Here is a 25633-nt window from a genome sequence, read left to right on the forward strand (position 1 = left end):
AGCCCAGCTCAGAGCGCATCTGAGCTGGGCTTTTCGTTGAGCCTCCTGTCGGATTCGAACCGACGACCTACGCATTACAAGTGCGTTGCTCTGGCCGGACTGAGCTAAGGAGGCAGCGGGAGCAGTGTAACCAACGCCGGGACCGGAACCTGCTCAATATTCGGGACCTGGGACTGCTGACAGATCCGAGAACGCCAGGTAGCGTCACACCAGGTTCACTCAAGTGGACCAGACCACTCCCTTACTCGGATCGTCCGGCACGTTCCTGCCGGTGGAGGAGAAGATTCAGCATGGCCAGTGTCACGTTCGACAAGGCGTCCCGCGTCTACCCCGGCTCCACGAAGCCGGCTGTGGACCAGCTCGAGATCGACATCGAAGACGGTGAGTTCCTCGTCCTCGTCGGTCCTTCCGGTTGTGGCAAGTCGACCTCCCTGCGCATGCTCGCGGGTCTCGAGGACGTCAACGGCGGTGCGATCCGCATCGGTGACCGCGATGTCACGCACCTGCCCCCGAAGGACCGGGACATCGCCATGGTGTTCCAGAACTACGCGCTCTACCCGCACATGTCCGTCGCGGACAACATGGGCTTCGCGCTGAAGATCGCCGGGATCAACAAGACGGAGATCCGGGCGAAGGTCGAAGAGGCCGCCAAGATGCTGGACCTCACCGAGTACCTGGACCGCAAGCCGAAGGCGCTCTCCGGTGGTCAGCGCCAGCGTGTGGCCATGGGCCGCGCGATCGTGCGTGAGCCCCAGGTCTTCCTCATGGACGAGCCGCTGTCGAACCTCGACGCCAAGCTCCGTGTGTCGACCCGTACGCAGATCGCCTCGCTGCAGCGCCGCCTCGGCATCACCACGGTGTACGTGACCCACGACCAGGTCGAGGCCCTCACCATGGGCGACCGAGTCGCGGTCCTCAAGGACGGTCTGCTCCAGCAGGTCGACTCGCCGCGCAACATGTACGACCGCCCGGCGAACCTCTTCGTGGCCGGCTTCATCGGCTCCCCGGCGATGAACCTCGTCGAGGTTCCGATCACCGACGGCGGCGTCAAGTTCGGCAACAGCGTCGTCCCGGTCTCCCGCGCGGCCCTCTCCGCCGCCGCGGACCGCGGTGACACGACCGTCACCGTCGGCATCCGCCCCGAGCACTTCGACATCGTCGAGCACGGTGGCGCCGCCGCCCAGAGCCTCGCCAAGGGTTCGGCCGACGCGCCGGCCGGTCTGGCCGTGTCGGTCAACGTGGTCGAGGAGCTCGGCGCCGACGGCTTCGTCTACGGTGCCGCGCAGGTCGGTGGCGAGCACAAGGACCTGGTCGTCCGTGTCGGCGGCCGCGCCGTTCCGGAGAAGGGCACGGAGCTGCACGTCGTGCCGCGCCCGGAAGAGCTGCACGTCTTCGCGACCTCGACCGGTGAGCGCCTCACCGACTGACGTCGTCCACGCCGCACGACGGCCCCGCGTCCCCGAGTTCCGGCTCGGGGGTGCGGGGCCGTTTGCGTGGCGTTGCGCGCCTGCGGGTTTCGCGCGCGAGCCGTTCCAAATATCCTGGCACGACGGTCATTTCACCCCGGTTCGTCAACCTGTGATTCGAAAGGCCACCTCGAACCATCCCCCGCAGGAGTGACGAAATGTCGCCAAGTCATCACTGACCGCTACGCTCGCCTGCGTGACCCACACCGCGCGCCGAATCGGCCGAACCCTCGCTCTCGTACTGCCCGTCGTCATGGTCCTCTCCGGGACTCTCGCGGTCACCCGCGTGCCGTGGTCGGCGCACAACACCGAGTCGCAGCTGCTGACGGCGGCTTCCGAGACCGTGTCCAAGCGTGCCAAGGCGCGTGCGCCGCAGGATGTCCTGCGGGACAAGCTGCTCGTGGAACTGCAGGAGAAGGACCCGGGTGTCGCACTGACCGAGCTCCAGCGCACGGTGGAGGCGCGCCCGTCGCTGGCCAGGCACTGCATGTCGATCGCGAAGGCGCTGGGCAAGGCCGCCGTCGACCAGTACGGCCCGACGCGTGCGCACCGCTTTTCCCGTCCGGTCTGCGACACGTCGTTCGCGTCGGGCGTCGCCCAGTTCAGCTGAGCCGGGTGTGCGCGGGCACGGCATATCGTGCCTGGCATGCAAACGTTTCCGACGCAGGCCGTGATCCTGGCGGGTGGCCAGGGCTCGCGGCTGCGCCCGTACACCGATGACCGTCCCAAGCCGATGGTCGAGATCCCGGGGACCGGGACCCCGATCATCGGCCATCAGCTTTCCTGGCTGGCCGCCGAGGGCGTCACCGACGCCGTGATCTCGTGCGGCCATCTTGCCGATGTGCTGCAGGAGTGGCTGGCCTCGGCCGATCTTCCGTTGCGTGTCACGACCGTCGTCGAGACCGAGCCTCTGGGCCGGGGCGGCGGTCTCAAGCATGCCGCGACGCGGCTGCCCGACCCGTCGGAGCCCTGGTACGCGACGAACGGCGACATCTGGACGCGTTTCTCGTTGCGGGAGATGGCGGCGTTCCACGCCGAGCGGGATGCCACCGCCACGCTCGCGCTGGCCCGTCCGCGGATTCCGTGGGGCGCGGTGGAGACGGACGCGTTCGGGCACATCACTGACTTCATCGAGTCTCCGCCGTCGCCGTACCTGATCAATGCGGGCGTGTACGTGTTCGCGCCCTCGTTCACGTCGCTGCTGCCGGACCGGGGCGACCACGAGCGGACGACGTTCCCGCGGCTGGCCCGCGAACGGCTGCTGGCCGGTTTCCCGTTGCCGCACGGGGCGTACTGGCGGGCGATCGACACCGCGAAGGACCTGACGGAGGCGGCGAAGGAACTGGGCGCCCACACGGGCGGCTGAGGCGGTACCGCGGACATGCACGAGGGCGGCCACCGGGTTTCCGGTGGCCGCCCTCGTGGTGTGCGGTGGGGCTGTCAGCCGAGCAGGCCGCCGATGGGGTTCTGGCCGGCGCCTCCGCCCCCGGTCGAGCCGCCGCCGTCCGAACCGCCGCCGCCCGAGCCGCCGCCCGTGGAGCCGCCGGAGCCGGAGCCGCCGGAGGAGGTGGGGCCGGCGCTGCTGGCCGGGGGCTGCTCCGGGGTCGTCTCCCGGGGCGCCTCCTGACCGGTGCCCTGGGTCTGGCTGGGCTGTCCGGTGTTCGCTCCGGTGGCCTGGCCGGACTCGCGGACGGAATCCGCTCCCGGGGTGGATTCCTCGGCCGTCGGACTGCTGGACCCGCTGGTCGGGGAGGGTTCGGGGCGGCGCCCCTCAGGGGTGCTCGAGGGCTTGCGCTTGCCGGTGGACTCCTCGGGGAGCGGGGATCCGGGGAGCTGGTTGTACGGGTTGCCGGGGCCGGGAACGGTGACGACCTCGGAGGAGCGGACCGCCCCGCCGAGCATGGAGCCGACGAGCAGGGTCATACCGACGACGACAGTGGCGACGACCGTGCCGCGGCGCAGGACACGACGGCGGAGGTCCCAGATGTCGGAGCGGGGGCCGAGCTTGCGCCAGGCTTCCCCGGCGAGGCGTCCGTCGAGGGAGTAGACGGGGGCGCCGGCGATGACGAGGGGGCTCCAGGCCGCCAGGAAGATGATGTCCGGTGCGTCGTAGGCGGCGACGCTGCGCCAGCTGACCGTCACGAGGAGGGCTGCCGAGAGCAGGGCTCCGAAGGTGGCGGCGACGCGCTGCCAGAGGCCGAGGACCGTGAGGACGCCGACGACGACCTGGAGGAAGGCGACGGAGAGTCCGGCGCCCACGGGGTGGGAGAGCGCGAAGTCGCGCAGCGGTTCGGCGAGGGCCCAGGGCTGCAGCGAGGTCAGCCACTTGACCATGGAGCCCCGGTCGCCGCCCTCGAAGTAGACGGGGTCGCAGAGCTTGCCCATGCCGGCGTAGATGGAGATGAAGCCGAGGAAGACGCGCAGGGGGAGCAGGACGACGCCGAGGTTCATGCGGCGGCCCGGGTAGTACGCGTGCCGGACGGTGTCGGCGGCGTGGCGCCGCTCCTGGGCTGTGTCGTCGGGTTCGTCGTCGAAGGGGTCGCGGGGGTCGTGCGGCCCCGTCTCGACGGGGTCGTAGGCGCCGACGGCCTGCCGCATGGGGGGCAGCAGCGGCCCGGTGCGGCCCGGTCCGGGCTGAGGTGCGATGAGTACGGGGTTGGGCTGCGTCTCGTCGAGGCGCGGGATGACCTGGGTGCCGAGGGCCGCGTCCTCGCCGGTTCCGGTGCCGCCGCCGGGCCTGGTGTCGAGGTGGCCCGCGGTGGAGTTCCGTACGGCCTGCAGGAGTCCGGTCGCTCCTGGGTCGCCCGGTTCCGACCTGCCGCTCCAGACGACGGGGGCCCGCCTGCGTCCGCCCGCACCGCTCATGGCGGGGATCCGGGGCTGTGCGGTGGCCAAGGGGCGCAGGCGCGTGCGCTGGCCCGGGGCGAGCTGCACCCGGAAGCTGGCGTGGTTGACGATGACCTGCGCGGGGTCGCTGTCCACCTTGGTCATGCTCAGGGCGGCGGGCTGTTCGTCGAACCGCGGCGTTCTGGTGTCCACACTCATCTAACCGAGTGATGTGTGATTAGGACACTGCCTTGACGTGGCCGAAGTGTCCGAGACCCGTCAAGATCCAGCCATTCCTTGCCACCCAGGAACTTTTGTTCACCTTCCGTACGTCAACCAGCCCAGCCATCATGTGCGTTATCCGTAGTGGACTGGGGAGTCATGGGCGGGCAGCAGCTTACTTTCAAGGATCTGACGCGGTATCCGGTGATGGCCCAGGCCCTGGACAACCAGTGGCTGCCCGGCGATCTGGCTGCGGCACGCCAGCGGAGGAACGCCTCGCCGGGCCGCTCCCCGGACGATGTGGACGCTTCGGCCGCCGAGTTGCGGCGCGCGTTGGTGAACAGCGGCACCCTGGTGGTCAATCGGGCGTACTTCATCAACAACGAGGCGGTCTCGGCCAATTTCGCACCGGATGCCGATCCGGCCGAACGCCAGGCTTTCGTCCGCCTGCTGAACGGGAAGGCGCTCGTGCCCTTCCTGTACTCCGAGCGTGACCCCGCCGCCGAGTTCGCCTGGACCCACGATCCGCAGGTGCACCGGTCCTGGGGGCGGCTGCTCGCCGACGAGGCGGAGCCGGACCTGGTCCGCTTCGACTGGGACGACGAAGCGAACCGGGAGGCGACGGACAAGGTCAACCACTTCTTCTCCAGCCAGCTGCTGACTCTCCAGCGGCTCCGCGAGGAGCCGTTGAGGAAGAACCTGGGCATTTCCCTCGCCCAGGCGCGGGCCATGAAGGAGGGCATCCTCACCGACATCCTTCTCTGGGCCGCGCGGCAGGACCTCTACTCGACGATCACGCGCGAGGCCGTGTACCGGGAGTTCCTGACCCGGCCGGGCACGCAGGTGCACGAGGGTCTGCTGCGGGAGGGCGACCACATCGTGCCCGCCAAGCAGCTGATCGACCTCCTGTACACACTGGGGGTTCCGAAGGCGAGCAGCATCACCGCTCTGACGCCTCCCGGCTCGCCGCCGCGTTCGGCGCTGCAGGAGCTGCGTGACGACGGCCGCAGCCAGAACGACGACCCGGAGCAGATCGGTCTCCTGCTGCGCGACCTGTTCGCCGACGCCCTGCACCGGGCCGTGGACGGCCCCAACTCCTACGGTTCGCTTTCGCTGTCCGACATCACGCGGCTGCGTACCACGGAGGAGTGGAACGGCTATGTGAACGCCCTGGACTCGTTCGTCCTGGGCAGTTTCAGGGACGGACGGGTACCCAGCCCCGAGGAGTTCCGTGCCGGTACGGGCGATGTCGCCAAGCTGCACCGCAGCATGCTGCGGACCGCGCGCAAGGTGAGCGGTACCCGTCAGGGTTTCCAGCGCGAGATGAAGGTGGCCCTGGTCCTCGAGTCCGCCGGTATCGCCCTGCAGGTGACTTCCGGGGAGGAGGTGTCGCTGCTGGCGGGTTCCCTGCAGATGGCGACGGCCGTCGCGGGTGCCCTGAGCGTCCGGCTGGAGTTCTTCGACCAGGGCGGCCGGGGCGCGCGCAAGGGTCTCGGGCATTCGCTGACATTGCCGTCGCTTCAGCTGGGCAATGTCAGAAGGGACTGGGAGAAGATCCTCAAGTCGTACGGGGGCCGGGTCGTGGAGACCGGGTCGGCGCCCCGCAGCGGCCAGGCGGATCAGCAGTCACCGCATGTGTGAGGCGTGAAAGGCACGGAGGGAGCACGGCAGATGGGTGTCGAGCGGTACGAACGGCTGCGTGCGGCGCGTCCGGAGCTGTTTGCGAACCAGCCCGGGGGTATCGAGATCCTCACGGAGCCGGACGCGGTCTCGGCGGCGGGCGGGGTGCTGTACGAGGACCGGTACGTCGTGCTGCTGCGCGATCCGGTGCGCTTCCCCGACGGCACCACGGGTACGTACATCCGCTCGATCAGCCCCACACCGGAGCAGGGGTGTGTGGTGCTTCCGCTCCTTGACGGCCAGGTGGTCCTGATCGAGCACTTCCGGCACGCCACGCGTTCCTGGCAGTGGGAGGTGCCGCGCGGTTTCGCGACGCCGGGCATGGAGCCCGGGGCGAACGCGGCGAAGGAACTGCGGGAGGAGATCGGCGCGGTGGCCCTGGAGATCGTCCCTCTGGGTGAACTTCACCCGGACACGGGGGTGACGGCCGACCGGGTGTCGCTCTTCGCGGCCCGGATCGAGGCGCTGGGGCCGCTGGACACGGCGGAGGGGATCCGCAGCTCCGTCACGGTGCCGTTCGCCGAGGCGGAGGCGATGGTGGCCGACGGGCGGATCACGGACGCCTTCACGATCGCCGTGCTGATGAGGGCAAGGCTGGCGGGCCTGACGGCGTGAGAGCCGTCAGACCCCGGGCCCGCCCTGACGGGGTCACGCGCGGCGGCGTGCGACCTCGTACAGGACGATGCCTGCGGCGACTCCGGCGTTCAGGGACTCGGCGCCGCCCGGCATCGAGATCCTGACCCGGTAGTCACAGGTCTCGCCGACGAGGCGGCCGAGGCCCTTGCCCTCGCTGCCGATGACGATGACGACGGGGCCTGCGAGGGCCTCGAGGTCCTCGACCGTGTGCTCGCCGTCCGCGGCGAGGCCGACGACGGTGATGCCGGCCTTCTGGTAGCCCTCCAGGGCGCGGGTCAGGTTGGTGACCCGGGAGACCGGGGTACGGGCGGCCGTGCCCGCGGAGGACTTCCAGGCACCGGCGGTCATACCGGCCGCGCGGCGCTCGGGGACGACGACGCCGTGGCCGCCGAACGCGTTGACCGAGCGGACGATCGCGCCGAGGTTGCGCGGGTCGGTGACGCCGTCGAGGGCGACGATCAGCGGCTCCTCGTTGTTGTCGTACGCGGCGGCGGTGAGGTCCTCGGGGTGCGCGTACTCGTACGGCGGGACCTGGAGGACGAGGCCCTGGTGGTTCAGGCCGTTCGTCATCCGGTCGAGCTCGGGGCGCGGGGCCTCCATGAGGTGGATGCCGCCGCGCTCGCCGGCGAGCTGGATGGCCTCGCGGACCCGCTCGTCGTTGTCGATGTACTGCTGCACGTAGAGGGTGGTCGCGGGGACGCCGTCGCGCAGGGCCTCGAAGACCGGGTTGCGGCCGACGACCATTTCCGACGTGCCCTTGGCTCCACCGCGGCGCGGGGCGGGGCGGCGGGCCGCGGCCTGCTTGGCCTGGGCGTTCGCCACCCGGTTCTTCTTGTGTCCCTTGCGGTCGGCGGCAGGCGGCGTCGGTCCCTTGCCTTCGAGACCGCGGCGTCGGTTACCGCCGCTGCCGACCTGCATGCCCTTCTTGTTGGACGTGCGGCGGTTCCTGCGCTGGCTGTTCCCGGCCATGACCTACCTGTTTCGTTGCTTCAGAAAAAGTGTCTCAAGTGAAAGTGTGCCGCCCGGATGGCCGGGCGGCACATTTGTGCTGCTCACGCATGGTGCGATGGGTGCCGCTCAGCGCGGGCCGAGGGTCCACCTGGGGCCGCTCGGGCTGTCCTCGATGACGAGGCCGGACTGGTTGAGCTGATCGCGGATGGCGTCGGCCGCCGGCCAGTCCTTGCGCTCGCGTGCCGACTGGCGCTGGTCCAGGACGAGGCGTACGAGGGTGTCCACGACTCCGTGGAGGTCCTCGCCGCGGTCGCTCTCGCCCGCCCAGTGCGGGTCGAGCGGGTCCAGGCCGAGGACTCCGAGCATGGCGCGCACCTCGGCGAGGCGGGCGACCGCTGCTTCCTTGTCGTCGGCGGCGAGGGCGGAGTTGCCCTGACGGACGGTGGTGTGGACGATCGCGAGCGCCTGCGGGACGCCCAGGTCGTCGTCCATCGCCTCGGCGAACGCGGGGGGCACCTCGGCGGCCGGGGCCACCTCGCCGCCCGCCTTCTCGACGACGCGCTGGACGAAGCCCTCGATCCGCGCGAACGCGGACTCGGCCTCGCGCAGTGCTTCCTCGCTGTACTCGATCATGGAGCGGTAGTGCGGGGTGCCGAGGTAGTAGCGCAGGACGATGGGGCGCCACTGCTTGACCATCTCGCTGACCAGCACGGAGTTGCCGAGCGACTTCGACATCTTCTCGCCGGCCAGGGTCACCCAGCCGTTGTGCACCCAGTACTTCGCGAAGTCGTCGCCGAAGGCCTTGGCCTGGGCGATCTCGTTCTCGTGGTGCGGGAAGATCAGGTCGATGCCGCCGCCGTGGATGTCGAAGGCGCTGCCGAGGTACTTGTGCGCCATCGCGGAGCACTCCAGGTGCCATCCGGGGCGGCCGCGGCCCCAGGGCGTCTCCCAGCTGGGCTCGCCCGGCTTGGTCGACTTCCACATGGCGAAGTCGCGCTGGTCGCGCTTGCCGGTCTCGCCCTCGCCGGACGGCTGGCGCAGGTCGTCCAGGTCCTGGTTGGAGAGCTCGAGATATCCCTCGTACGAGCGCACGTCGAAGTAGACGTTGCCGTCGGCCTCGTAGGCGTGGCCGCGCTCGATGAGGCCGCGCATCATCTCGACCATCTCGGTGATGTGGCCGGTGGCGCGCGGTTCGTACGTGGGCGGGAGGCAGCCCAGGGCGTCGTAGCCGTCGTTGAACGCGCGCTCGTTCTCGTAGCCGATGGACCACCACGGACGGCCCTGCTCGGCCGACTTCTTGATGATCTTGTCGTCGATGTCGGTGACATTCCGGATGAACGTCACGTCGTACCCGCGGTATTCGAACCAGCGGCGCATGATGTCGAAGTTCAGTCCGGACCTGATGTGCCCGATGTGCGGGGCGGCCTGGACAGTCGCGCCACAGAGGTAGATCGAGACACAGCCCGCTGTGAGCGGGACGAAGTCACGGATCTGCCGGGCGTTGGTGTCATGCAGGCGAATAGTCACCTCTCAAGGGTAGTGGGCCCGCACCAGTGCCCAGCGCCCCCTGTGGAAAACGTGTCACAACTAATCCGCGACCGTGCCCTCCGGCGCCGCCGGAAGCGGTCCGCGGAGCGGGTCGCGGGGTGCCTGGAGCGTGCCGGCGGCGGCGCTGCCCATGAGGACGGCGGGAGGCCCGGAAGCCCCGGTCAGCCGGTGCGGTAGACGAGGGCCGTCGCGATGCCCGCGATGCCTTCGCCCCGGCCGGTGAATCCGAGACCGTCGGAGGTCGCGGCGGACAGCGAGACAGGCGCGCCGACCGCGTCGGACAGCACCTTCTGGGCCTCGTCGCGACGCTTGCCGATCTTCGGGCGGAGGCCGACGACCTGCACGGCGACGTTCCCGATGCCGAAGCCCTCGGACCGCACGATCCGCGCCGCCTCCGTGAGGAGCGTGACGCCGGAGGCTCCCGACCACTCGGGCCGACCGGTGCCGAAGTGCTGTCCGAGGTCACCGAGCCCGGCCGCCGAGAACAGGGCGTTGCACGCGGCGTGCGCGACGACGTCGGCATCGGAGTGCCCGGCCAGGCCGGGTCCTTCGCCCTCCCAGAGGAGCCCCGCGCACCAGAGCTCACGGCCCTCCTCGAACGCGTGGATGTCCGTACCGATACCGACGAGCGGAATCAGGGGCACCGGCTGCTTCGCCGCTTCAGAATCCATCGTTCGCCCTCCGGCGTGCGAGAACGGCCTCGGCCAGGACGAGGTCCAGGGGCCTGGTCACCTTGAATGCCTCTTCGTGCCCGGGTACGACGACGACGGGCGCGCCGAGCTGCTCCACCATGCCCGCGTCGTCGGTCGCGCCGTCGCCGTCGACCGCCACGGCGCGGTGGGCCCGCACGAGCGTGTCCCGGTCGAAGCCCTGGGGCGTCTGGACGGCACGCAGCCTGGCGCGTACAGGGGTCGACAGGACCGGCTCGGGCTCGCCCGGCGTGCCGGGTTCGACCTCCTTGACGGTGTCGGCGAGCGGCAGGGCCGGTACGACGGCGGGAGCCCCGTCCCGTACGGCTTCGATGACCGCGTCCACGGTGTCGACGGGCACGAGGGGCCTGGCGGCGTCGTGGACGAGCACGACGGAGATGTCGTCGGGGAGCGCGTCGAGTCCGAGCTGCACGGACTCCTGGCGTGTCGCGCCGCCCGGGACGACCAGGTAGTCGGTGCGCTCGGGCAGGGCGTGCTCGTCGATGAGGTTCTTGACGTCGGGCGCGCCGTCCGGCGGTGCGACCACGACGACGAGCGTGACCGCCCGGGACGCGGCCATGGCCCGTACGGCGTGGATCAGCATGGGTGTCCCACCGAGGGTGCGGAGCGCCTTGGGGGCTCCGGGGCCGAGCCGGACGCCGCGGCCGGCTGCGGGAATCACCGCTGCGGTGCGGGAGGGGCGCGGTTCAGCAGGCGTCGGTGACATCGGTGACATCGGTTGTACTCCGAAGCTTCGGCAGGTTTGTTTCCACGGCCGACATGGGTATGGCCACAGCGAGCCGGGCGCGACGCCTTGACTTGACCGGGACCCCTTCCGTGACCCCTGGTCGGGCAAGCCGCAGCGGGGGCTCGTCTGTGGTTGAGGGGGATGGCGCCGGCAGCGGATCCGACGGGATCCGAACATGCCGCAGCGCCCGACGACTTACCGTGAAGGACGGTTCGTCAGCGGGCACCGCGGCACATTCTTGCGACCGGTGTGATCCGGTTCAGGACGCGAGGACCTCGTCGAGCAGAGCCTCGGCCTTGTCCTCGTTCGTGTTCTCCGCGAGAGCAAGCTCGCTCACCAGAATCTGGCGGGCCTTGGCGAGCATGCGCTTCTCACCTGCGGAGAGTCCGCGCTCACGCTCACGACGCCACAGGTCGCGAACGACTTCGGCGACCTTGATGACATCGCCGGAGGCGAGCTTCTCGAGATTTGCCTTGTAGCGTCGGGACCAGTTCGTCGGCTCTTCGGCGTACGGCGCGCGCAGCACCTCGAAGACCCGGTCCAGCCCTTCCTGCCCGACTACGTCACGCACACCGACGAACTCCGCATTGTCCGCCGGTACACGAACAGTCAAGTCGCCCTGGGCGACCTTGAGCACCAAGTAGGTCTTGTCCACGCCTTTGATCTGGCGAGTTTCGATAGCCTCGATCAGCGCGGCCCCGTGATGGGGATAGACCACGGTGTCGCCAACCTTGAACGTCATGTGACAGGTACCCCTTCCGTGGCTATCCAGAGTAACACGAGAACTGCTTCTCCTGAATGGCGTTTTCGCAGGTCAGGGCATATCTCGGGGCTTGACAACAGCAACACGAACGTGCTGCGGAAGGCTTCCGGAAGGCGATATTCGCAGGTCGGAGCAGGCGCGCGGGCGAGCCGAAACGCGCGCGTCACACGGACCGGAAGCCCTCCGGAAGTGACTGAACGTCCCGTTTTGCCGGATTCTGGAAGGCGATCTTTCCGCACGTCGTTCGGGCGTCGATCACCCGTACGAGCCTTTGAGTCGATGGTCAATGAAATTGATCAACGGCCGGCCGCCGGGTGGATTATGCGCAGGGAATGCGCCATCACCAGGGAAATTGATCACCGGCCGCCCGCGCCGCGATCACCCGGGTTTTGTGAACGCTGTGCGAAACGGCGTGATCGCCGCGCGATCGGGAGCCGCGCCCGTGCCGTACGGCCATAGGGGGCGGGTCGGGTGCGGGCCCGGGACGGTGGCTCGGTAACCTGAGCCCGCTGACACACACTTAGGGCGGCTTTACCCCGCTCGGCCTTCCTGTCCGCAGAGTCCGAAGTCCGCAGTCCGAACGTTCAAGGAGTTGCCGCCGCCGTGAGCCGCAGCCTTCGACACGGCGCCCTCGCCGCCACTGCCCTCGTGTTCTCCATCGCCTCGTTGTCCGCGTGCAGTGCGGGCAACAACGCGGAGACGCTCAAGGTCAGGCCGGACAACGCAGCCACCGCTGTCGACCACATCAAGATCCAGAACGCGAACGTCATCACTCAGCCCGGGCACGAGACTGAGGGTCCGGCCGCCGTCACCGCCACGCTGTTCAACAACGGCCCCGGCAGCGAGGTCCTGGAAGCGATCACGCTGCCCGGCACCAGCGCCACCGTGGAACTGCGCGCCGCCAAGGGCAAGGGCCCCGTCGTGATCCCGTCCGGCGGACGGGTCATCCTGGGCGGCAAGGGCAACGCCTCCGCCGTGATCGAGGACGGCACCCAGGCCGGACAGGACGGCGGCGTGCAGCAGGTCGTCTTCCAGTTCAGCGAGACCGGTGACATCGGGCTCGGCGCCATGATCGTCCCGTCGGCCGGCTTCTTCAAGGGCTTCGGCCCGAGCGCGGCGCCGTCGCCGAAGCCCACCCCGAAGCCTTCGGAGGACGCCTCCGAGACGCCGGGCGAGCCGACGGGCACCCCGTCGGGTTCGGCGTCGGAGGGGTCGGCCTCGGAGCCGGAGAGCGGCTCCGCCACGCCGACGGGCGAGGCGTCCGCCGACCACTGACCCACGCGTGAAAAAGGGGCGTCTCCGGCCGGGAGACGCCCCTTTTTCATGCGGCTGACCGTGCGGCCGGGGCTGCGACAGCCCGTGCGGCCGGACGGATGTCCGGCGTCAATGCGGCGCCGCCTCGTTCACCGGTTTACGGCTCGAACTTGTAGCCCAGCCCCCGCACCGTCACCAGGTACCGCGGCGCCCCCGGGTCCGGCTCGATCTTGGCGCGGAGCCGCTTCACGTGGACGTCGAGGGTCTTGGTGTCGCCCACGTAGTCCGCACCCCAGACCCGGTCGATCAGCTGCATGCGCGTCAGGACGCGGCCCGCGTTGCGCAGCAGCATCTCCAGGAGGTCGAACTCCTTCAGCGGGAGGTCGACCTTGCCGCCGGAGACGGTGACGACGTGACGGTCCACGTCCATCCGCACCGGACCGGCCTCCAGGGCGGCCGGGGTGACCTCCTCAGGCTCCCCGCGGCGGCGCAGGACCGCGCGGATGCGGGCCACCAGCTCCCGTGACGAGAAGGGCTTGGTCACATAGTCGTCGGCTCCTATTTCCAGGCCCACGACCTTGTCGATCTCGCTGTCCTTGGCGGTGACCATGATCACCGGAACGTTGGACTTCACCCGCAGCTGCCGGCAGACCTCCGTACCGGGCAGCCCGGGCAGCATCAGGTCCAGCAGGACGAGGTCGGCGCCGTTGCGCTCGAACTCGTCGAGACCGTCGGGTCCGGTGGCCGCGATGGCGACCTCGAAGCCTTCCTTGCGCAGCATGTAGGACAGGGCGTCGCTGAAGGATTCCTCATCCTCGACGACAAGCACTCGGGTCACGGAAGAGCCTCCGGGGCAGGAAATGGTTCAAAAGTGTCGGTCTCGTACGGCCCCTCGTCGTCGACGGAGTGACCGTTGACGATGAGCGGTCCGCCGGTGGTGCGCCCCCGTACGACGCCCGACTCGGGCAGTCGCAGGGTGAAGGTGGAGCCCTGGCCCTCAGAGCTCCAGACGGTGACCTCCCCGCCGTGCGAGGCGGCCACATGCTTGACGATGGCGAGGCCGAGACCGGTGCCACCAGTGGCCCGGGAGCGGGCCGGGTCGACGCGGTAGAACCGCTCGAACACCCGCTCGCGGTCCTTCTCGGAGATGCCGATGCCCTGGTCGGTCACGGCTATCTCGATCAGATCCCCGCCGGGTGCGACCAGCCGTCGGGCAGCGATGCCGACGCGGGTGCGGGCGGGGCTGTAGTTGACGGCATTCTCCACGAGATTGCCGAGCGCGGCAGCGAGCTGACCGCGGTTTCCCCAGACGAAGAGGTCCGCCGTACCGCCCGAGGCCATGGTGATCTGCTTGGAGCCCGCCTGCTGGCGGCACCGGTCGATGGCTTCGGCGACCAGTTCTTCCACCCGAACGGGTTCGGCGTCCTCGAGCGGATCGTCGTTCTGGACGCGGGAGAGGTCGATGAGCTCCTGTACGAGGTTGGTCAGCCGGGTCGCCTCGATCTGCATGCGCCCGGCGAACCGCTCCACCGCCTCCGGGTCGTCGGAAGCGTCCATGACCGCCTCGGAGAGCAGTGAGAGCGCGCCGACCGGGGTCTTGAGCTCATGGCTGACGTTGGCGACGAAGTCGCGCCGTACCGCTTCTATGCGACGGGCTTCGGTGAGGTCCTCGACCAGCAGCAGCACCAGCCGGGAACCCAGCGGAGCGACCCGGGCCGAGACGGCGAGCGCCTCGCCCCGCCCCGTACCGCGCCGTGGGAGGTCGAGCTCGACCTGTCGTATCTCGCCGTCGCGCCTGGTGTCCCTGGCCATGTGGAGCATGGCCTCGACCGACAGGCGCCCGCCCCTGACCAGGCCCAGCGCATACGCGGCGGAGCTGGCCTTGACGACGCTGTCGCTCTCGTCGAGCACGACGGCCGAGGAGCTGAGCACGGAGAGGACCGTGTCCACCCCGGGGGGCAGCGCGGCGTTGCTGTCGGGCCGCAGGGACGTACGCGTGGGCTGCTTCTGCTCGCGTTCGCTCCAGCGGAACGCCAGCATCGCGATGACACCGGTGCACAACCCGGCTATCGCGGCAGCTGCGGCGACTGCCGCGTTCACGTCCATGCTTCAAGGTTATGCGGGTCCGTCGGGTCTCTCCCAGCCATCCGGGTGCCTTCTCGAACACTCGTCGCCCAGAGTTCACCGAGGAGAAAGTGTCGGTTCACTTCGGGGGCCGGATCCCGACTCGTTGTGCCCCCACCGTGGGAGCGTGGGGGTCGGCCCAGAGACCCCGGCCAAGGATCTGGAGAGGGACTTCCATGCGCGACGCTTACCACGAGGAACTCGATTCGATCGGCGAAGGCCTGGTCGAGATGGCCCGTCTCGTCGGCTCGGCGATCGGCCGGGCGACGACGTCCATGCTCGACGCCGATCTCAAGCTCGCCGAGACGGTGATCGCCGCGGACCAGAAGGTCGACGACCTGCAGCACGATCTGGAGGCACGGGCCATCGCGCTGCTGGCACGCCAGCAGCCGGTCGCGACCGACCTGCGGATCGTGGTCACCTCGCTGCGGATGAGCGCGGACCTGGAGCGCTCGGGCGACCTCGCCCAGCACGTCGCCAAGCTGGCCCGGCTGCGCTTCCCGAATTCCGCCGTGCCGCACGACCTGCACGCCACCATCCTGGAAATGGGTCAGCTCGCACAGCGGCTGATGGCGAAGGCCGCCGAGGTCATCATCACGAAGGACGTCGACCTGGCGCTCCAGCTGGAGCAGGACGACGACGAGATGGACCTGCTGCACCGCACGCTGTTCCAGCACCTGATGGACGACCGCTGGAAGCACGGCATCGAGACGGCCGTCGATGTGACGCTGCTCGGCCGCTACTACGAGCGCTTCGCCGACCACGCCGTGTCGGTCGCCAAGCGCGTCGTCTACCTGGTGACGGGTGAGCACGCGGACGAAATCCAGACGTCCACGCCCGTGGAAGGGGCGTAGGGGCGCGGAGCGCGCGCGGTCGCACGTTTGTCTCCGCGCGCGTGCGCCGTTGATGCGCCCGCCGGGGTGGGCATGCAATGGGGGCGGGGGCGGCACGCCATGCCGTATGCCCCCGTCGTGCACAGCTGTCGTACGAGGGCTCACAGGCAGCTGTCGTACGCCGCCGAGTCGTACCCCCCGAGGAGGGACCATGGCCGATTCGCCCATGACCGAACCCCAGCAGGAGATCCCGACCGAAGTGGTGCAGCTGACCGTGCTCGGAGCCTGCGGATGCGGCTCGGGCTGCGGGTGCGGCTGCCAGTCCGGCGCGCCGTGCCAGTGCGGCGGCTGCTCCGGCTGACCGGGCAGATACGAGGGTGCCCCGCGGCGGACGCGTGTCCACCGCGGGGCATCGCCGCGTCCGCACCGCGCCGCGGTCTCCCGTCGGACGGCAGACCGCCGCCCCCCGGTCAGACCGCCGGCTCGGCGACCGCCCGCTCGGGAGCGAGGGGTGCCGCGGCCACCGGATCCGGCAGCTTCCGCATCAGCAGCCAGTAGCCGAACGCCGCCACGGTCCCCAGTACCGCGCAGGTCACCCACAGCCAGTCCGCGCCGTAGTGGTCGATCACGAAGCCGGACATCAGCGGGGCCACGAGCGCCGCAGCGGACCACGACAGCGTGTACATGCCCTGGTAGCGGCCCCGGCCGTGTGCCGGGGAGAGCTGGACGACGATGCCCGTCTGCGTCGGGGCGTTGACGATCTCGGCGAGGGTCCAGACGCACACCGTGAGCGCGTACACGCCGACCGACCCCGCGAAGGCCGTCAGCCCGAACCCGTACCCCGCGAGCACGGACGAGATGATCAGCAGACGACGTGGGTCGCGGTGCTGGATGAACCGGGTGACGGGAATCTGCAGGACCACGATCAGCACGCCGTTGACGGCGATGGCCGTGCCGAAGTCCGAACTGGAGAACCCGTCCGCGCCCATGGCCACCGGCAGCCCCAGATGCCCCTGCTGGAAGATCAGCGCGACCAGGAACGACAGCCCGACGACGCCCATGTAGCGCCCGTCGCGCAGGACCGTCATCAGCCGTACGTCGTCCGGGGCGCGGGTCCCCGCCACCCGGGGCGCCGCCTCGGGCCGGGATTCCGGCACCTTGAGGAAGACGACGACGGCGCAGACCAGCGTCATGGCCGCCTCGCCCAGGAAGCCGGCCAGATAGCTGTACTCGGCGATGAAACCGGCCGCCGCCGAGGAGATGGCGAAGCCCAGGTTGATGGCCCAGTAGTTGAGCGAGAACGCACGCACCCGGTCCTCGGGCCGGACGATGTCGGCCATCATCGCCTGCACGGCCGGCCGGGACGCGTTGCTGGCCATGCCCACCACGAAGGCCATGGCGGCGATCGCGGCCGGATGGACCATGAAGCCGAGGACGGCCACCGACGCCGCGGTCGAGAGCTGCGCGATCAACATCGTGGGCCGGCGTCCCAGCCGGTCCGTCATCACCCCGGCCCCGAGCGAGGAGACGACTCCGCCGAGCCCGTGGAGGGCGGCGACCAGACCGGCGTACGAGGCCGAGTAGCCCCGGTCCAGGGTCAGATAGAGCGCCATGAACGTGGCGACGAACGCACCCAGGCGGTTGACCAGCGTGCTGGTCCACAGCCACCAGAACTCCCTGGGGAGCCCGGCAACCGTCTCGTGTGCCGCCTTTCTGAGACCGGCGACGGACATAGGGCTCCCCCTGGGGACGTGCGAACGGATGCGGGCCGACAGTTGTAAGCGGCCCTATAGCAGTCCGAACATTACGAAGAGGGGGTCCCGAACCGCCACTCGATTGACGCGCGTCGTCAAACGACGCGGGCCCGCACTCCCCTTTGTCCGCCCTGTGACCGGGCGCGCGGAGGCCGCGCGGGTTCGATTACGCTCGGAGTCATGGCCGACGCACCGTACAAGCTGATCCTCCTCCGCCACGGCGAGAGCGAATGGAACGCCAAGAACCTGTTCACCGGCTGGGTGGACGTAGACCTCACCGACAAGGGCGAGAAGGAGGCGGTCCGCGGCGGTGAGCTGCTCAAGGACGCCGGCCTGCTCCCCGACGTCGTGCACACCTCCCTCCAGAAGCGCGCGATCCGCACCGCCCAGCTCGGGCTGGAAGCCGCGGACCGCCACTGGATCCCCGTCCACCGCTCCTGGCGCCTGAACGAACGCCACTACGGCGCCCTCCAGGGCAAGGACAAGGCCCAGACGCTCGCCGAGTTCGGCGAGGAGCAGTTCATGCTGTGGCGCCGCTCGTACGACACCCCGCCGCCCGCGCTCGAGGACGGCACCGAGTTCTCGCAGAGCGACGACCCGCGCTACGCCTCCATCCCCTCGGAGCTGCGCCCGCGCACGGAGTGCCTCAAGGACGTCGTCGACCGCATGCTGCCGTACTGGTACGACGGCATCGTCCCGGACCTCCTCGACGGCAAGACCGTCCTGGTCGCCGCCCACGGCAACAGCCTGCGCGGCCTGGTGAAGCACCTGGACGGCATCTCCGACGACGCCATCTCGGGCCTCAACATCCCGACCGGCATCCCGCTCGCGTACGAACTGGACGCCGACTTCCACCCGCTGAAGCCGGGCGGCACGTACCTCGACCCGGACGCGGCGAAGGCCGCCATCGAGGCCGTGAAGAACCAGGGCAAGAAGAAGTAGCCTGAGTGATCATGCCCCCGGCCTGCGCATACGGCGCGGAGCGGGGGCATTTTCACGGCCTGGGCCCCCTGTGGGACTTCAGCGCGACGACCCTTGCGGCGGTCGGAGGGCATGCCGAGAGCGGTCCCGGCTGTTCGGCAGGACTCACACGCGGCCGCTCTCAGCCGGCAGGCTGCGTGCCGGGCCTGCGGTCCGCCGGCAATGCGCAGGCCGGCGTGCCGCCGGGCAGACGGTCACGGTTGGTGGCGATGAGCCGGTAGAGACCGTGGGCGATCCAGCGCATCGGGGGCAGGGTCAGCAAGCCGCCCGCCCAGGCCCAGACACCACCGGCACGCAACAGGAGTTTGGCGACGGCCTGCGCGCCGCCGTACACCGTGCCGGCCGGCGAGACGTACAGCAGTTCGCGTTCCGCTCGCTGCTGGGTGACGCCGAGAGCTTCCAGATCCGCGAACTGCCACGGCGTGACCGTGCAGTTCGGTCGCAATCGCCGCATGAGGTAGTTCACCGAGGTCGTGCAGAAGGCGCAGTCACCGTCGTAGACCAGGACAGATCGATTCGGCATGGACTCATCCTGTCTGAACGAACTCCCCTGCGTCGGGAGGTGCGTGCCGCCGCGACCAGGCGCCGGGCATCACCAGCGGTCACGGAGTCTCCTGGTGCTGGTGGCCGACATCGCGCGCGAGGTCCAGCCCCAGGACGCGGTCGAGATGTGCGAAGGTCTCGAACTTGGCGCCGGCAGGCATGTCGGCGTTCCCCTCCACGCTGCGCAGCATGTCCAGGACGGCGGGGACGCCGAGATCGTCGGCGAGTGCGGCATGAGCCTGTCGCAACAGGTCGGCGGGGATCGGCCTGGACGGCTCCTGCGCCCAGTCGGCCACCAGTTGCCGCCAGTGCCGCAGTGTCCGCCGGGCCTGGGAGAGCGCGGCGCCGGTGATCGAGGCGGGCGTGCGGTAGGTATGGCCGAGCAGCAGCATCCTCAGAGCCAGCGGGTCGCTTCCCTCCGGGGCGGCTGCGTCCGGGGAGCCCGGGCCGCCCTCGTCCGGGGGTTCCGTACTGACCTCGCCGACATCGATCCGTACCCCGCCGAAGCTGTCTTGCTGGTCGGCGCCGTGTGCGAGCACGTGCACTTCTGCGGGAGCGCTCGGTGGCTGACTGGGATCGTGAGCACGGACGGTGGTGGGCGGGTGGATGCCGAGTACGCCCATGACCCGGTCGAGCGCCTGTACTTGTTCCTGTGGCAGGTCCGGTGCGGTGAGCGCCGTGAGGGTCTGCAGGCTGTGCAGTTCGGCGGTTCGCGCCAGTACGTCGCCGAGCAGCAGCACGCGCAGGTGCACCGGGCCGATCCCGTCGTCGATGACCGGGAGATGGACGCAGATGCGCATGAGGTGGCGGTGCGCGGAGGGAAACTCCACGAGGTGGCCCGTGCGGGCGTCGGCGATGCGCAGCATGCTGCGGAGGCTAGTCGTGGAAACCTCCGGGACGGAGGAAGCCGGCAGATGAAGTCTCAGAACCAGGCAGATCGAACAAACCCCCACCTGCGGGCCTTCCGCAGGTGGGGGCTTTTCGCCGCCCTGGGTCGTCAGATGATCGGGCCGGCCGCCCCTCAGTGCCTGAGGTGGTCCGGCTCCGGCTGTTCCCTCGTCTCTGCCCGCGCTCCGGCTTCGAGGAGGGCCGTGACTGCCGCCTCGGCGTCGTCCTGAGGCACGCCGACGAGAATCGCGGCCGGGACCTGCGTGGCCAGGATCTTGCTGCGCCAGAGGCTCAGCCCCGTCAGCCGGCGTACCGCCTGTGCGACATCCAGCACACGGACACCGGGGTCGGTGAGCACGACGTCATGGGCCACGTCGTCGCACACCAGCAGGAAGTAGTCGTCGGCCATGACCCTCCCCTTCTCCCGGGTTCGGAGCGTACGAGTCCTCAACCGGCTTGTCGCGCCGATTTCGGTGGACCCGAGGGTGACAACCACGGCCGTACGGGTGCGCTTCTCGCTCGACGGCATGACCTGCTCAGACGTTCCCTCTCGGGATCTGTTCGTTCCAGGTGCGGGAGAAGACCCGCCGCCCGTCCTCGTATCCGTCGAGCGTGGCGTCGACGTGGAAGGCGTCCCTGTCCGAGGTCAGCACGGTGCGGGTCTCTACCCGGACGTCCCAGTCGGGGCGGCCGAAGCGCATCTCCCAGGCCGATTCGCCGCGCACCGACCCGAAGTCCTCGCCGGTCCAGCTGTACTTCTCGCGGGCCCGCAGCCCGGTCTCCATGCCGGTGTCCTCGTACCGCTGGAGTCCACGGTCCTTCACGATGTCGAGCACCGACCGGTAGTCCACCAGGTCCCTGGTCACGGTCCACGCCTGCTCCGGCTCGCTCAGCCGGGTGACGGCGGGGGGCGCGCAGCCCTCGGGCTCGCCGAAGGGGCGCAGGGCCTTGTCCTCCGGTACGTCGTCGGGGCGCACCGGCAGGGTGAGGGTGCTGCCGTTCTCGTACACGCTGAGCAGCGCCGGTTCGGGGGCCGGCCAGACGAGCGGCCAGTACGAGGTGGACAGCGACAGCCGGATGCGGTGCCCGGGCGGGAACGCCTGCGCGACGCTGTGGAGCGGTACGCGCACCCGGTAGCGCCGGCCGGGTTCCAGCGCCTCCGGGGCTTCCTGGCTGTCGCGGTGGGTCAGGTTGAGCACGCCGTACGTCACTCGCGTCGAACGCCCGTCCGGCGCGACGTCGGAGAGCCTGACGTTGAGCTGGGCGACCGGCGCGTCCGCGGCCACCTCCACGTCGAGGACGGGAGCGCCGAGGATCTCCATGCGCTCGGCCAGCGGCTCGGTCTGGAGGACGAGTGAGCCGCCGTCCTCCTCACGCTGGTCGTAGGGCAGGTCCGGCGGGGCGTTGTACGAGGCCCACTTGCCGGCGAACTGCCCGACGGACAGTGGTGACTGGACCGTGTGGACACGGTCCTCGGTGCCGGTGTGAGCGTGTTCCTCCGGCTTCCCCAGGGCGCCGTCGCGCAGCGGGAGGACGGATTCACCGACGTTGGGCGAGGGCCAGGACGGCTCGCCGACCCATCGGCCGGGCCGTTCCTCGTAGGAGGTGGAGGGCGGGACGCTCTCCTGCATCCAGGCCCGGAGCATGGGGCCGTCCATGACGCCGTTGTCGATGCCCTTGAGCCAGTGGTCCCACCAGCGCACCACTTCCTGGAGGTACCCGATGGCCGGCCCCGGCTCGCCGAGGTGCGGAAGCTTGTGCGACCAGGGGCCGATCAAGCCCTTCCGGGGTACGTCGACGTGGCTCAGCAGCCGGGTCACGGCGTTGGAGTAGCCGTCCGCCCACCCGCTGGAGGCGAGGACCGGGCAGCGCAGGGCCGAGTAGTCCTCGCTCAGGCTGGCGTGGCGCCAGTAGCCGTCCCGCTGCTGGTGGCGCAGCCACTCAAGGACCCAGGGCCGTGCGGCGTCGAGCCGTTCCCGCCACATCTCCCGCCAGCGTTCACCGACCACGGCCGGATCGGGCGGGCAGGTGGCGTACGCGAACATGGTCCCGGCCTCGGCCAGGTTGTCGGACAGCATCGCGCCGCCGAGGTAGTGCATGTCGTCCGCGTACCTGTCGTCGGTGAACGACGCGATGCAGATGGCGCGCAGGCTCGGCGGCCTGCGGGCGGCCGTCTGGAGTGCGGCGAAGGCGCCCCAGGAGATGCCCATCATCCCGGTGTTCCCGTCGCACCAGGGCTGCTCGGCGATCCAGGCGAGCACGGCCTCGGCGTCGCTCTGCTCCTGTTCGAGGTATTCGTCCAGCAGGACGCCCTCCGACTCACCGGTCCCCCGCAGGTCCACACGCACGCACGCGTAGCCGTGTCCGGCGATGTAGGGGTGGTGGATGGCGTCGCGGGTCGAGGTGAGGTCGTTCTTCCGGTACGGGATGTACTCGAGAACGGCCGGCACGGGCTCCGCGTCGGAGGCCGTGGGACGCCAGATCCGTGCGGAGAGCGTGACTCCGTCCTCCATGGGGATCGTGACGTGCTTCTCTTCCTGGATCGCGCAGGGCAGCCGGTCGACGTAGCGCATGCCTGTGCGACCTCCTTTCGTCGTACTGGACCTGACGGGTCACCGGGTCTTCGTGCCGCGGCCTCCCGGCTCCGTCTCGTCGAAGGTGAGTCCGAGGGCGGCCACGCACCGGTCGAACTTGCGGCGCAGGTCCTCCTCGTCGTCGCCTCCGGTGAAGATGTGTGCCACCTCGTAGCTGTAGCTGTCCTGCCCCGGAACGTTGGAGAGCTTCTGCCCCTCCTCGGGCACGACGTCGATGCGCACTCCGGGTATCTCGTGCTCGATGGCGGCGATCCGCTCCGGGGTGGGCACCTCGTGCACCTTCCCGTCACCGAACCAGCGGTAGTACCACTTGGCGGCCACGGCGTAGGGCCCGAGCCCCCCGGGCAGTGCCGGGTCGCGCCCCAGCGCGAGGCTGATCATGCGGTGGTGGTTGGGCGCGCCGTCGACGTAGTCGAAGAGTTCGGCATGGGACTGCGAGTGCCGGGGGTTGATCTCCAGGAGGCTGATGTCCTGCGTCTTCGGGTCGTAGAAGTACTCGATGCTGAAGGTGGCCGACTCCATGCCGATCTGCTGCATGGTCCGCTCGCTGACCTCGTGCAGCTTTCGGATGACCGGGCCGGGGAGGCTGCTCGGGTACTGGTGGCGCAGGAAGCACGGGGAGGCCGGGTAGTTGATCGAGTCCAGCACGCCGTACACGTGCGCCTTGCCGCGGTGCACGTACCCCTCGACGGCCACCTGGATTCCGGTCATGGCCTCCTCGGCCAGACAGACCTGGCCTCCGACGCCCTCCATTTCCGGGGGGAGTTCCAGCAGGTCGAGTACGGAGTCGAAGGGCCTGCCGACGCGGCCGATGCCCGCCCGGATCTCGTCGACGGCCTTCCGGAACTCCGTCATGTCCGAGACGCCGAAGGCCAGTTCGGACGAGTAGGCGAGGGCCGGCTTGAGCCACATGGGGAAGTTGACGCCCTCGGGCGGCTTCGGCTCATCGGCGTCCAGGTCCACCCGGCCGAAGCGCGGGTACTCGTCGATGACCTTCCGCTGTTCGAGCCGGCTCCAGTACTTGTGCTCGCACTTGACCACGGATTCGAGGCTGGTCGTCCGCACGCCGTACTCCGTGCCGAGCATCGGGACGAGCGTGCTCACCGGGAAGTCCCAGTACCCGACGATGGCGTCGATGCTGCCGTCGTGCGCGTCGAGAACCGCCCGGGCGCGGCTCATCAGAGCCGGCACGGACACCTCGCCCTCCTGCAGCTCCTCGACGGTCAGCAGGCGGTGGAAGCGGTAGGCACCGGCGTCCGGGACCGCTTCGAGCATGGGCAGGTTCGCGTCGTCGAGGCCGATGACGAAGATGTTCTTCGGCTGCTCCTTCGGCATGGAGGGGTCCCTTCGGTAGGAAGTGTTCCTGCGCTCCCCTCAGCGCCTGCCCGGGGCGTCGGCCGACATGCGGGGTGACTCCGGGTCGTCGTCGTCGCCCAGTTCCGGCTCCAGGCCCTCCGCCACCTCGGTCCGGCCGAGGCCCGCGTCGGCGCGCCAGGCCTCGAAGGACCAGCCGGTCACCGCCACCACGGCGAGCCCGAGCGTCCAGCCGCCGAGCACATCGCTGAACCAGTGGACGCCCAGGGCGATGCGGGTGAAGCCGACACCCAGTACGGAGACGGCCGCGAGGGCCCAGCACAGGGGACGGAGGCCGGGGCGCACCAGGGGCAGGAGAACGAGCAGCAGGATCGCGAACGACGTCGTGGCCGTCATCGCGTGGCCGGAGGGAAAGGAGAAGCCGGGGGCGTGCGCCACCGGGTCCGGCAGGTCCGGCCTCGCCCGCTCGACGACGCTCTTGACCAGCAGCCCCGTCAGTCCTCCCGCCACCGCGGTGACGGCGGCCCACGCGGCCAGGCGCCAGGCACGGCGGTACACCAGCCACACGGTGAGCACCGCGACCGCCGCGCGCAGGGTCACCGGGTCCCACACCACGTCGGAGAAGAAGCGCAGGGTGCCGGTCCACGCCGGATGGTCGAGGGCGGTCCGGTTCAGCCACCGGGCCGCGCCCGCGTCGAGGCGCCGGAGCGGACCCCAGCCGCTCTCCACGAGGACGAACAGGAGGCCGAAGAGGACGGCTGCGACAGCGGCGACGGCCACGGAACTGAACAGCCGGATACCGAATCTGCGGTCGGCGTCCCGGCGGCTGCGTCGTCGGGCCGGGGCGGCGGGTCGGGCAGTCATTCAGGCTCCTGGGTCGGGTTGTACGGGACCGGGCCGCCTGGCCCGCACCGCCTCCAGCTGGGCGGCGAAGGAGAGGCCGAGGAAGAGTGCGATGGAGGTGAGGTAAGCCCAGAGCAGCAGGGACATGAAGGCCGTGAGAGGGCCGTACACGGTGTCGAACGAACCGCTGACCTCGAGGTAGAGGCTGAGCAGCCAGGTCAGCGTCGTCCAGAGCACCAGGTACACGGCGGCACCGAAGGCCAGCCAGGTGTAGCCCGGCTGCCGGCGCCTCGGCGACCGGCGGAAGATCGCGCTCGCCGAAATGACCACGAGGAGCACCCCGACGGGCCAGCGCAGCAGGTCCCATGCGGACCGGGCACCGGCGCCGAGGTCGTACACCTCGACCACGGCCGCCACCAGGTCGCCTCCGGCCACCATGGCGACGAAGCCGATACCGAGCGGGATTCCGGCGGTCAGCGACATCACCAGCCCCCGCAGGTACTTCAGATGGAAGACCCGGTCCCGCTCGACCCCGTAGATGCGGTTGGCCCCGCGCTCTATCTGGCACATCGCCGTGGTCGTGTTGGTCAGGGAGAAGACCAGCCCGAACCACAGGGCGAGCTGGGCCCCGTCGTCGGCCCTCTGCCGGCTGCGGTCCAGCGCGTCGTCGACCACCGCGGCGCTCGGCCCCGCCGTGATCCGGTGGATCGTCAGTTCCGCCACCCTGCCCAGGTCCTCCGTGTGCAGGGCCGTCGACAGCCCGACGAAGGCGATGACCAGCGGCACCACGGCCAGCACGGTCTGCAGGGCGAGCGCCCGGGAGTGGCTGAAGCCGTCCGCGTACCGGAAGCGGACGAAGGAGTCGCGCACCAGCGGCCATCGGCCGTAGCGCCGCAGGGCGGCCAGCGCCTCGTCGCCGGAGAGTTCGCTGCCGACCATGTCGCGGGTCTGCGGGACCCGGGTCGCGGTGCCCATC

At 69.9% G+C, this 25633-nt stretch carries 25 protein-coding genes and 1 tRNA gene; 9 read left to right on the plus strand and 17 right to left on the minus strand.

Features of this window, described 5'->3' with window-relative positions:
* Positions 1–39: 39 nt before the first annotated feature.
* Positions 40–114 (minus strand) — tRNA-Thr (locus ACFQ6X_RS29920).
* 176 nt (positions 115–290) lie between these two features.
* Between ACFQ6X_RS29920 and ACFQ6X_RS29925 the strand changes: the two genes are divergently transcribed.
* The 3 genes from ACFQ6X_RS29925 (at position 291) to ACFQ6X_RS29935 (ending at position 2832) form a co-directional block, all read left to right on the plus strand.
* Positions 291–1427, plus strand: coding sequence for an ABC transporter ATP-binding protein (locus ACFQ6X_RS29925; protein ID WP_383185973.1), 1137 nt, complete (start codon positions 291–293; stop codon positions 1425–1427).
* A 235-nt stretch (positions 1428–1662) separates the two neighbouring features.
* Complete coding sequence (locus ACFQ6X_RS29930; protein WP_383185975.1) at positions 1663–2076, plus strand: hypothetical protein; 414 nt, start codon at positions 1663–1665, stop codon at positions 2074–2076.
* Positions 2077–2112: 36 nt separating this feature from the next.
* Complete coding sequence (locus tag ACFQ6X_RS29935; RefSeq protein ID WP_329208664.1) at positions 2113–2832, plus strand: nucleotidyltransferase family protein; 720 nt, start codon at positions 2113–2115, stop codon at positions 2830–2832.
* A 74-nt stretch (positions 2833–2906) separates the two neighbouring features.
* Here the strand turns inward: ACFQ6X_RS29935 and ACFQ6X_RS29940 are convergent, their stop codons facing one another.
* Positions 2907–4511: a DoxX family membrane protein gene (locus tag ACFQ6X_RS29940; RefSeq protein WP_383185978.1), complete on the minus strand. Its 1605-nt coding sequence runs from the start codon at positions 4509–4511 to the stop codon at positions 2907–2909.
* 162 nt (positions 4512–4673) lie between these two features.
* Between ACFQ6X_RS29940 and ACFQ6X_RS29945 the strand changes: the two genes are divergently transcribed.
* Positions 4674–6155 (plus strand): hypothetical protein, encoded by a 1482-nt coding sequence (locus ACFQ6X_RS29945; RefSeq protein ID WP_383185980.1) that lies wholly within the window; start codon positions 4674–4676, stop codon positions 6153–6155.
* Between the two features lie 30 nt (positions 6156–6185).
* Positions 6186–6809, plus strand: a complete 624-nt coding sequence (locus tag ACFQ6X_RS29950) for an NUDIX hydrolase (RefSeq protein ID WP_383185982.1) — start codon at positions 6186–6188, stop codon at positions 6807–6809.
* Positions 6810–6842: 33 nt separating this feature from the next.
* On the opposite strand, the gene rlmB is transcribed toward ACFQ6X_RS29950, so the two are convergent.
* From rlmB to ACFQ6X_RS29975, 5 genes are all read right to left on the minus strand, one after another.
* Positions 6843–7799, minus strand: coding sequence for a 23S rRNA (guanosine(2251)-2'-O)-methyltransferase RlmB (gene rlmB, locus ACFQ6X_RS29955; RefSeq protein ID WP_383185984.1), 957 nt, complete (start codon positions 7797–7799; stop codon positions 6843–6845).
* Positions 7800–7907: 108 nt separating this feature from the next.
* A complete protein-coding gene (gene cysS / locus ACFQ6X_RS29960) occupies positions 7908–9308 on the minus strand; it encodes a cysteine--tRNA ligase (RefSeq protein ID WP_383185986.1) in 1401 nt (466 codons plus the stop codon).
* 182 nt (positions 9309–9490) lie between these two features.
* The gene (gene ispF, locus ACFQ6X_RS29965; protein ID WP_329208670.1) at positions 9491–10000 is read right to left on the minus strand and encodes a 2-C-methyl-D-erythritol 2,4-cyclodiphosphate synthase; all 510 of its coding nucleotides are present in this window, start codon (positions 9998–10000) and stop codon (positions 9491–9493) included.
* A complete protein-coding gene (gene ispD, locus ACFQ6X_RS29970; protein ID WP_383185988.1) occupies positions 9990–10754 on the minus strand; it encodes a 2-C-methyl-D-erythritol 4-phosphate cytidylyltransferase in 765 nt (254 codons plus the stop codon). The genes ispF and ispD overlap by 11 nt, the downstream gene beginning before the upstream one ends.
* 271 nt (positions 10755–11025) lie before the next feature.
* Complete coding sequence (locus ACFQ6X_RS29975) at positions 11026–11508, minus strand: CarD family transcriptional regulator (RefSeq protein ID WP_006380568.1); 483 nt, start codon at positions 11506–11508, stop codon at positions 11026–11028.
* A 624-nt stretch (positions 11509–12132) separates the two neighbouring features.
* Between ACFQ6X_RS29975 and ACFQ6X_RS29980 the strand changes: the two genes are divergently transcribed.
* Positions 12133–12804, plus strand: coding sequence for a DUF461 domain-containing protein (locus tag ACFQ6X_RS29980; RefSeq protein ID WP_383185990.1), 672 nt, complete (start codon positions 12133–12135; stop codon positions 12802–12804).
* A 136-nt stretch (positions 12805–12940) separates the two neighbouring features.
* On the opposite strand, the gene ACFQ6X_RS29985 is transcribed toward ACFQ6X_RS29980, so the two are convergent.
* Positions 12941–13621 carry a response regulator transcription factor gene (locus tag ACFQ6X_RS29985; protein ID WP_006377546.1) on the minus strand — a complete coding sequence of 227 codons (681 nt, stop codon included), beginning with the start codon at positions 13619–13621 and terminating at the stop codon, positions 12941–12943.
* Positions 13618–14889 (minus strand): sensor histidine kinase, encoded by a 1272-nt coding sequence (locus ACFQ6X_RS29990; RefSeq protein WP_383185992.1) that lies wholly within the window; start codon positions 14887–14889, stop codon positions 13618–13620. The genes ACFQ6X_RS29985 and ACFQ6X_RS29990 overlap by 4 nt, the downstream gene beginning before the upstream one ends.
* A 194-nt stretch (positions 14890–15083) precedes the next feature.
* Here ACFQ6X_RS29990 and phoU point away from each other — a divergent pair, with 194 nt between their 5' ends.
* Both phoU and ACFQ6X_RS30000 read left to right on the plus strand, forming a co-directional pair.
* Positions 15084–15761 carry a phosphate signaling complex protein PhoU gene (phoU, locus tag ACFQ6X_RS29995; protein ID WP_329208674.1) on the plus strand — a complete coding sequence of 226 codons (678 nt, stop codon included), beginning with the start codon at positions 15084–15086 and terminating at the stop codon, positions 15759–15761.
* 190 nt (positions 15762–15951) lie between these two features.
* A complete protein-coding gene (locus ACFQ6X_RS30000) occupies positions 15952–16101 on the plus strand; it encodes a hypothetical protein (RefSeq protein ID WP_383185995.1) in 150 nt (49 codons plus the stop codon).
* Between the two features lie 109 nt (positions 16102–16210).
* Here ACFQ6X_RS30000 and ACFQ6X_RS30005 read toward each other — a convergent pair whose 3' ends face one another.
* Positions 16211–17473, minus strand: a complete 1263-nt coding sequence (locus tag ACFQ6X_RS30005; RefSeq protein ID WP_383185997.1) for an MDR family MFS transporter — start codon at positions 17471–17473, stop codon at positions 16211–16213.
* A 201-nt stretch (positions 17474–17674) separates the two neighbouring features.
* Between ACFQ6X_RS30005 and ACFQ6X_RS30010 the strand changes: the two genes are divergently transcribed.
* A complete protein-coding gene (locus ACFQ6X_RS30010; protein ID WP_383185999.1) occupies positions 17675–18436 on the plus strand; it encodes a phosphoglyceromutase in 762 nt (253 codons plus the stop codon).
* 160 nt (positions 18437–18596) lie between these two features.
* Here the strand turns inward: ACFQ6X_RS30010 and ACFQ6X_RS30015 are convergent, their stop codons facing one another.
* The 7 genes from ACFQ6X_RS30015 to ACFQ6X_RS30045 all read right to left on the minus strand — a co-directional run bounded on the left by ACFQ6X_RS30015 (position 18597) and on the right by ACFQ6X_RS30045 (position 25632).
* On the minus strand, positions 18597–18998 hold the full coding sequence (locus ACFQ6X_RS30015) for a thiol-disulfide oxidoreductase DCC family protein (RefSeq protein ID WP_383186001.1): 402 nt from the start codon (positions 18996–18998) through the stop codon (positions 18597–18599).
* Between the two features lie 79 nt (positions 18999–19077).
* Positions 19078–19884 (minus strand): hypothetical protein, encoded by an 807-nt coding sequence (locus ACFQ6X_RS30020; RefSeq protein WP_383186003.1) that lies wholly within the window; start codon positions 19882–19884, stop codon positions 19078–19080.
* Positions 19885–20039: 155 nt separating this feature from the next.
* Positions 20040–20315, minus strand: coding sequence for a ribosomal protein L7/L12 (locus ACFQ6X_RS30025; RefSeq protein ID WP_383186005.1), 276 nt, complete (start codon positions 20313–20315; stop codon positions 20040–20042).
* Positions 20316–20442: 127 nt separating this feature from the next.
* The gene (locus tag ACFQ6X_RS30030; protein ID WP_383186007.1) at positions 20443–22479 is read right to left on the minus strand and encodes a CocE/NonD family hydrolase; all 2037 of its coding nucleotides are present in this window, start codon (positions 22477–22479) and stop codon (positions 20443–20445) included.
* A 39-nt stretch (positions 22480–22518) separates the two neighbouring features.
* Positions 22519–23835, minus strand: a complete 1317-nt coding sequence (locus ACFQ6X_RS30035; RefSeq protein WP_383186009.1) for an acetyl-CoA carboxylase biotin carboxylase subunit family protein — start codon at positions 23833–23835, stop codon at positions 22519–22521.
* A 39-nt stretch (positions 23836–23874) separates the two neighbouring features.
* Positions 23875–24678: a phosphatase PAP2 family protein gene (locus ACFQ6X_RS30040; protein ID WP_383186011.1), complete on the minus strand. Its 804-nt coding sequence runs from the start codon at positions 24676–24678 to the stop codon at positions 23875–23877.
* A complete protein-coding gene (locus ACFQ6X_RS30045) occupies positions 24679–25632 on the minus strand; it encodes a YihY/virulence factor BrkB family protein (protein ID WP_383186013.1) in 954 nt (317 codons plus the stop codon).
* Position 25633 lies beyond the last annotated feature (1 nt).

It is taken from the genome of Streptomyces sp. NPDC056452, from assembly GCF_042796085.1.
In the GTDB taxonomy this organism is placed as follows: Bacteria; Actinomycetota; Actinomycetes; order Streptomycetales; family Streptomycetaceae; genus Streptomyces.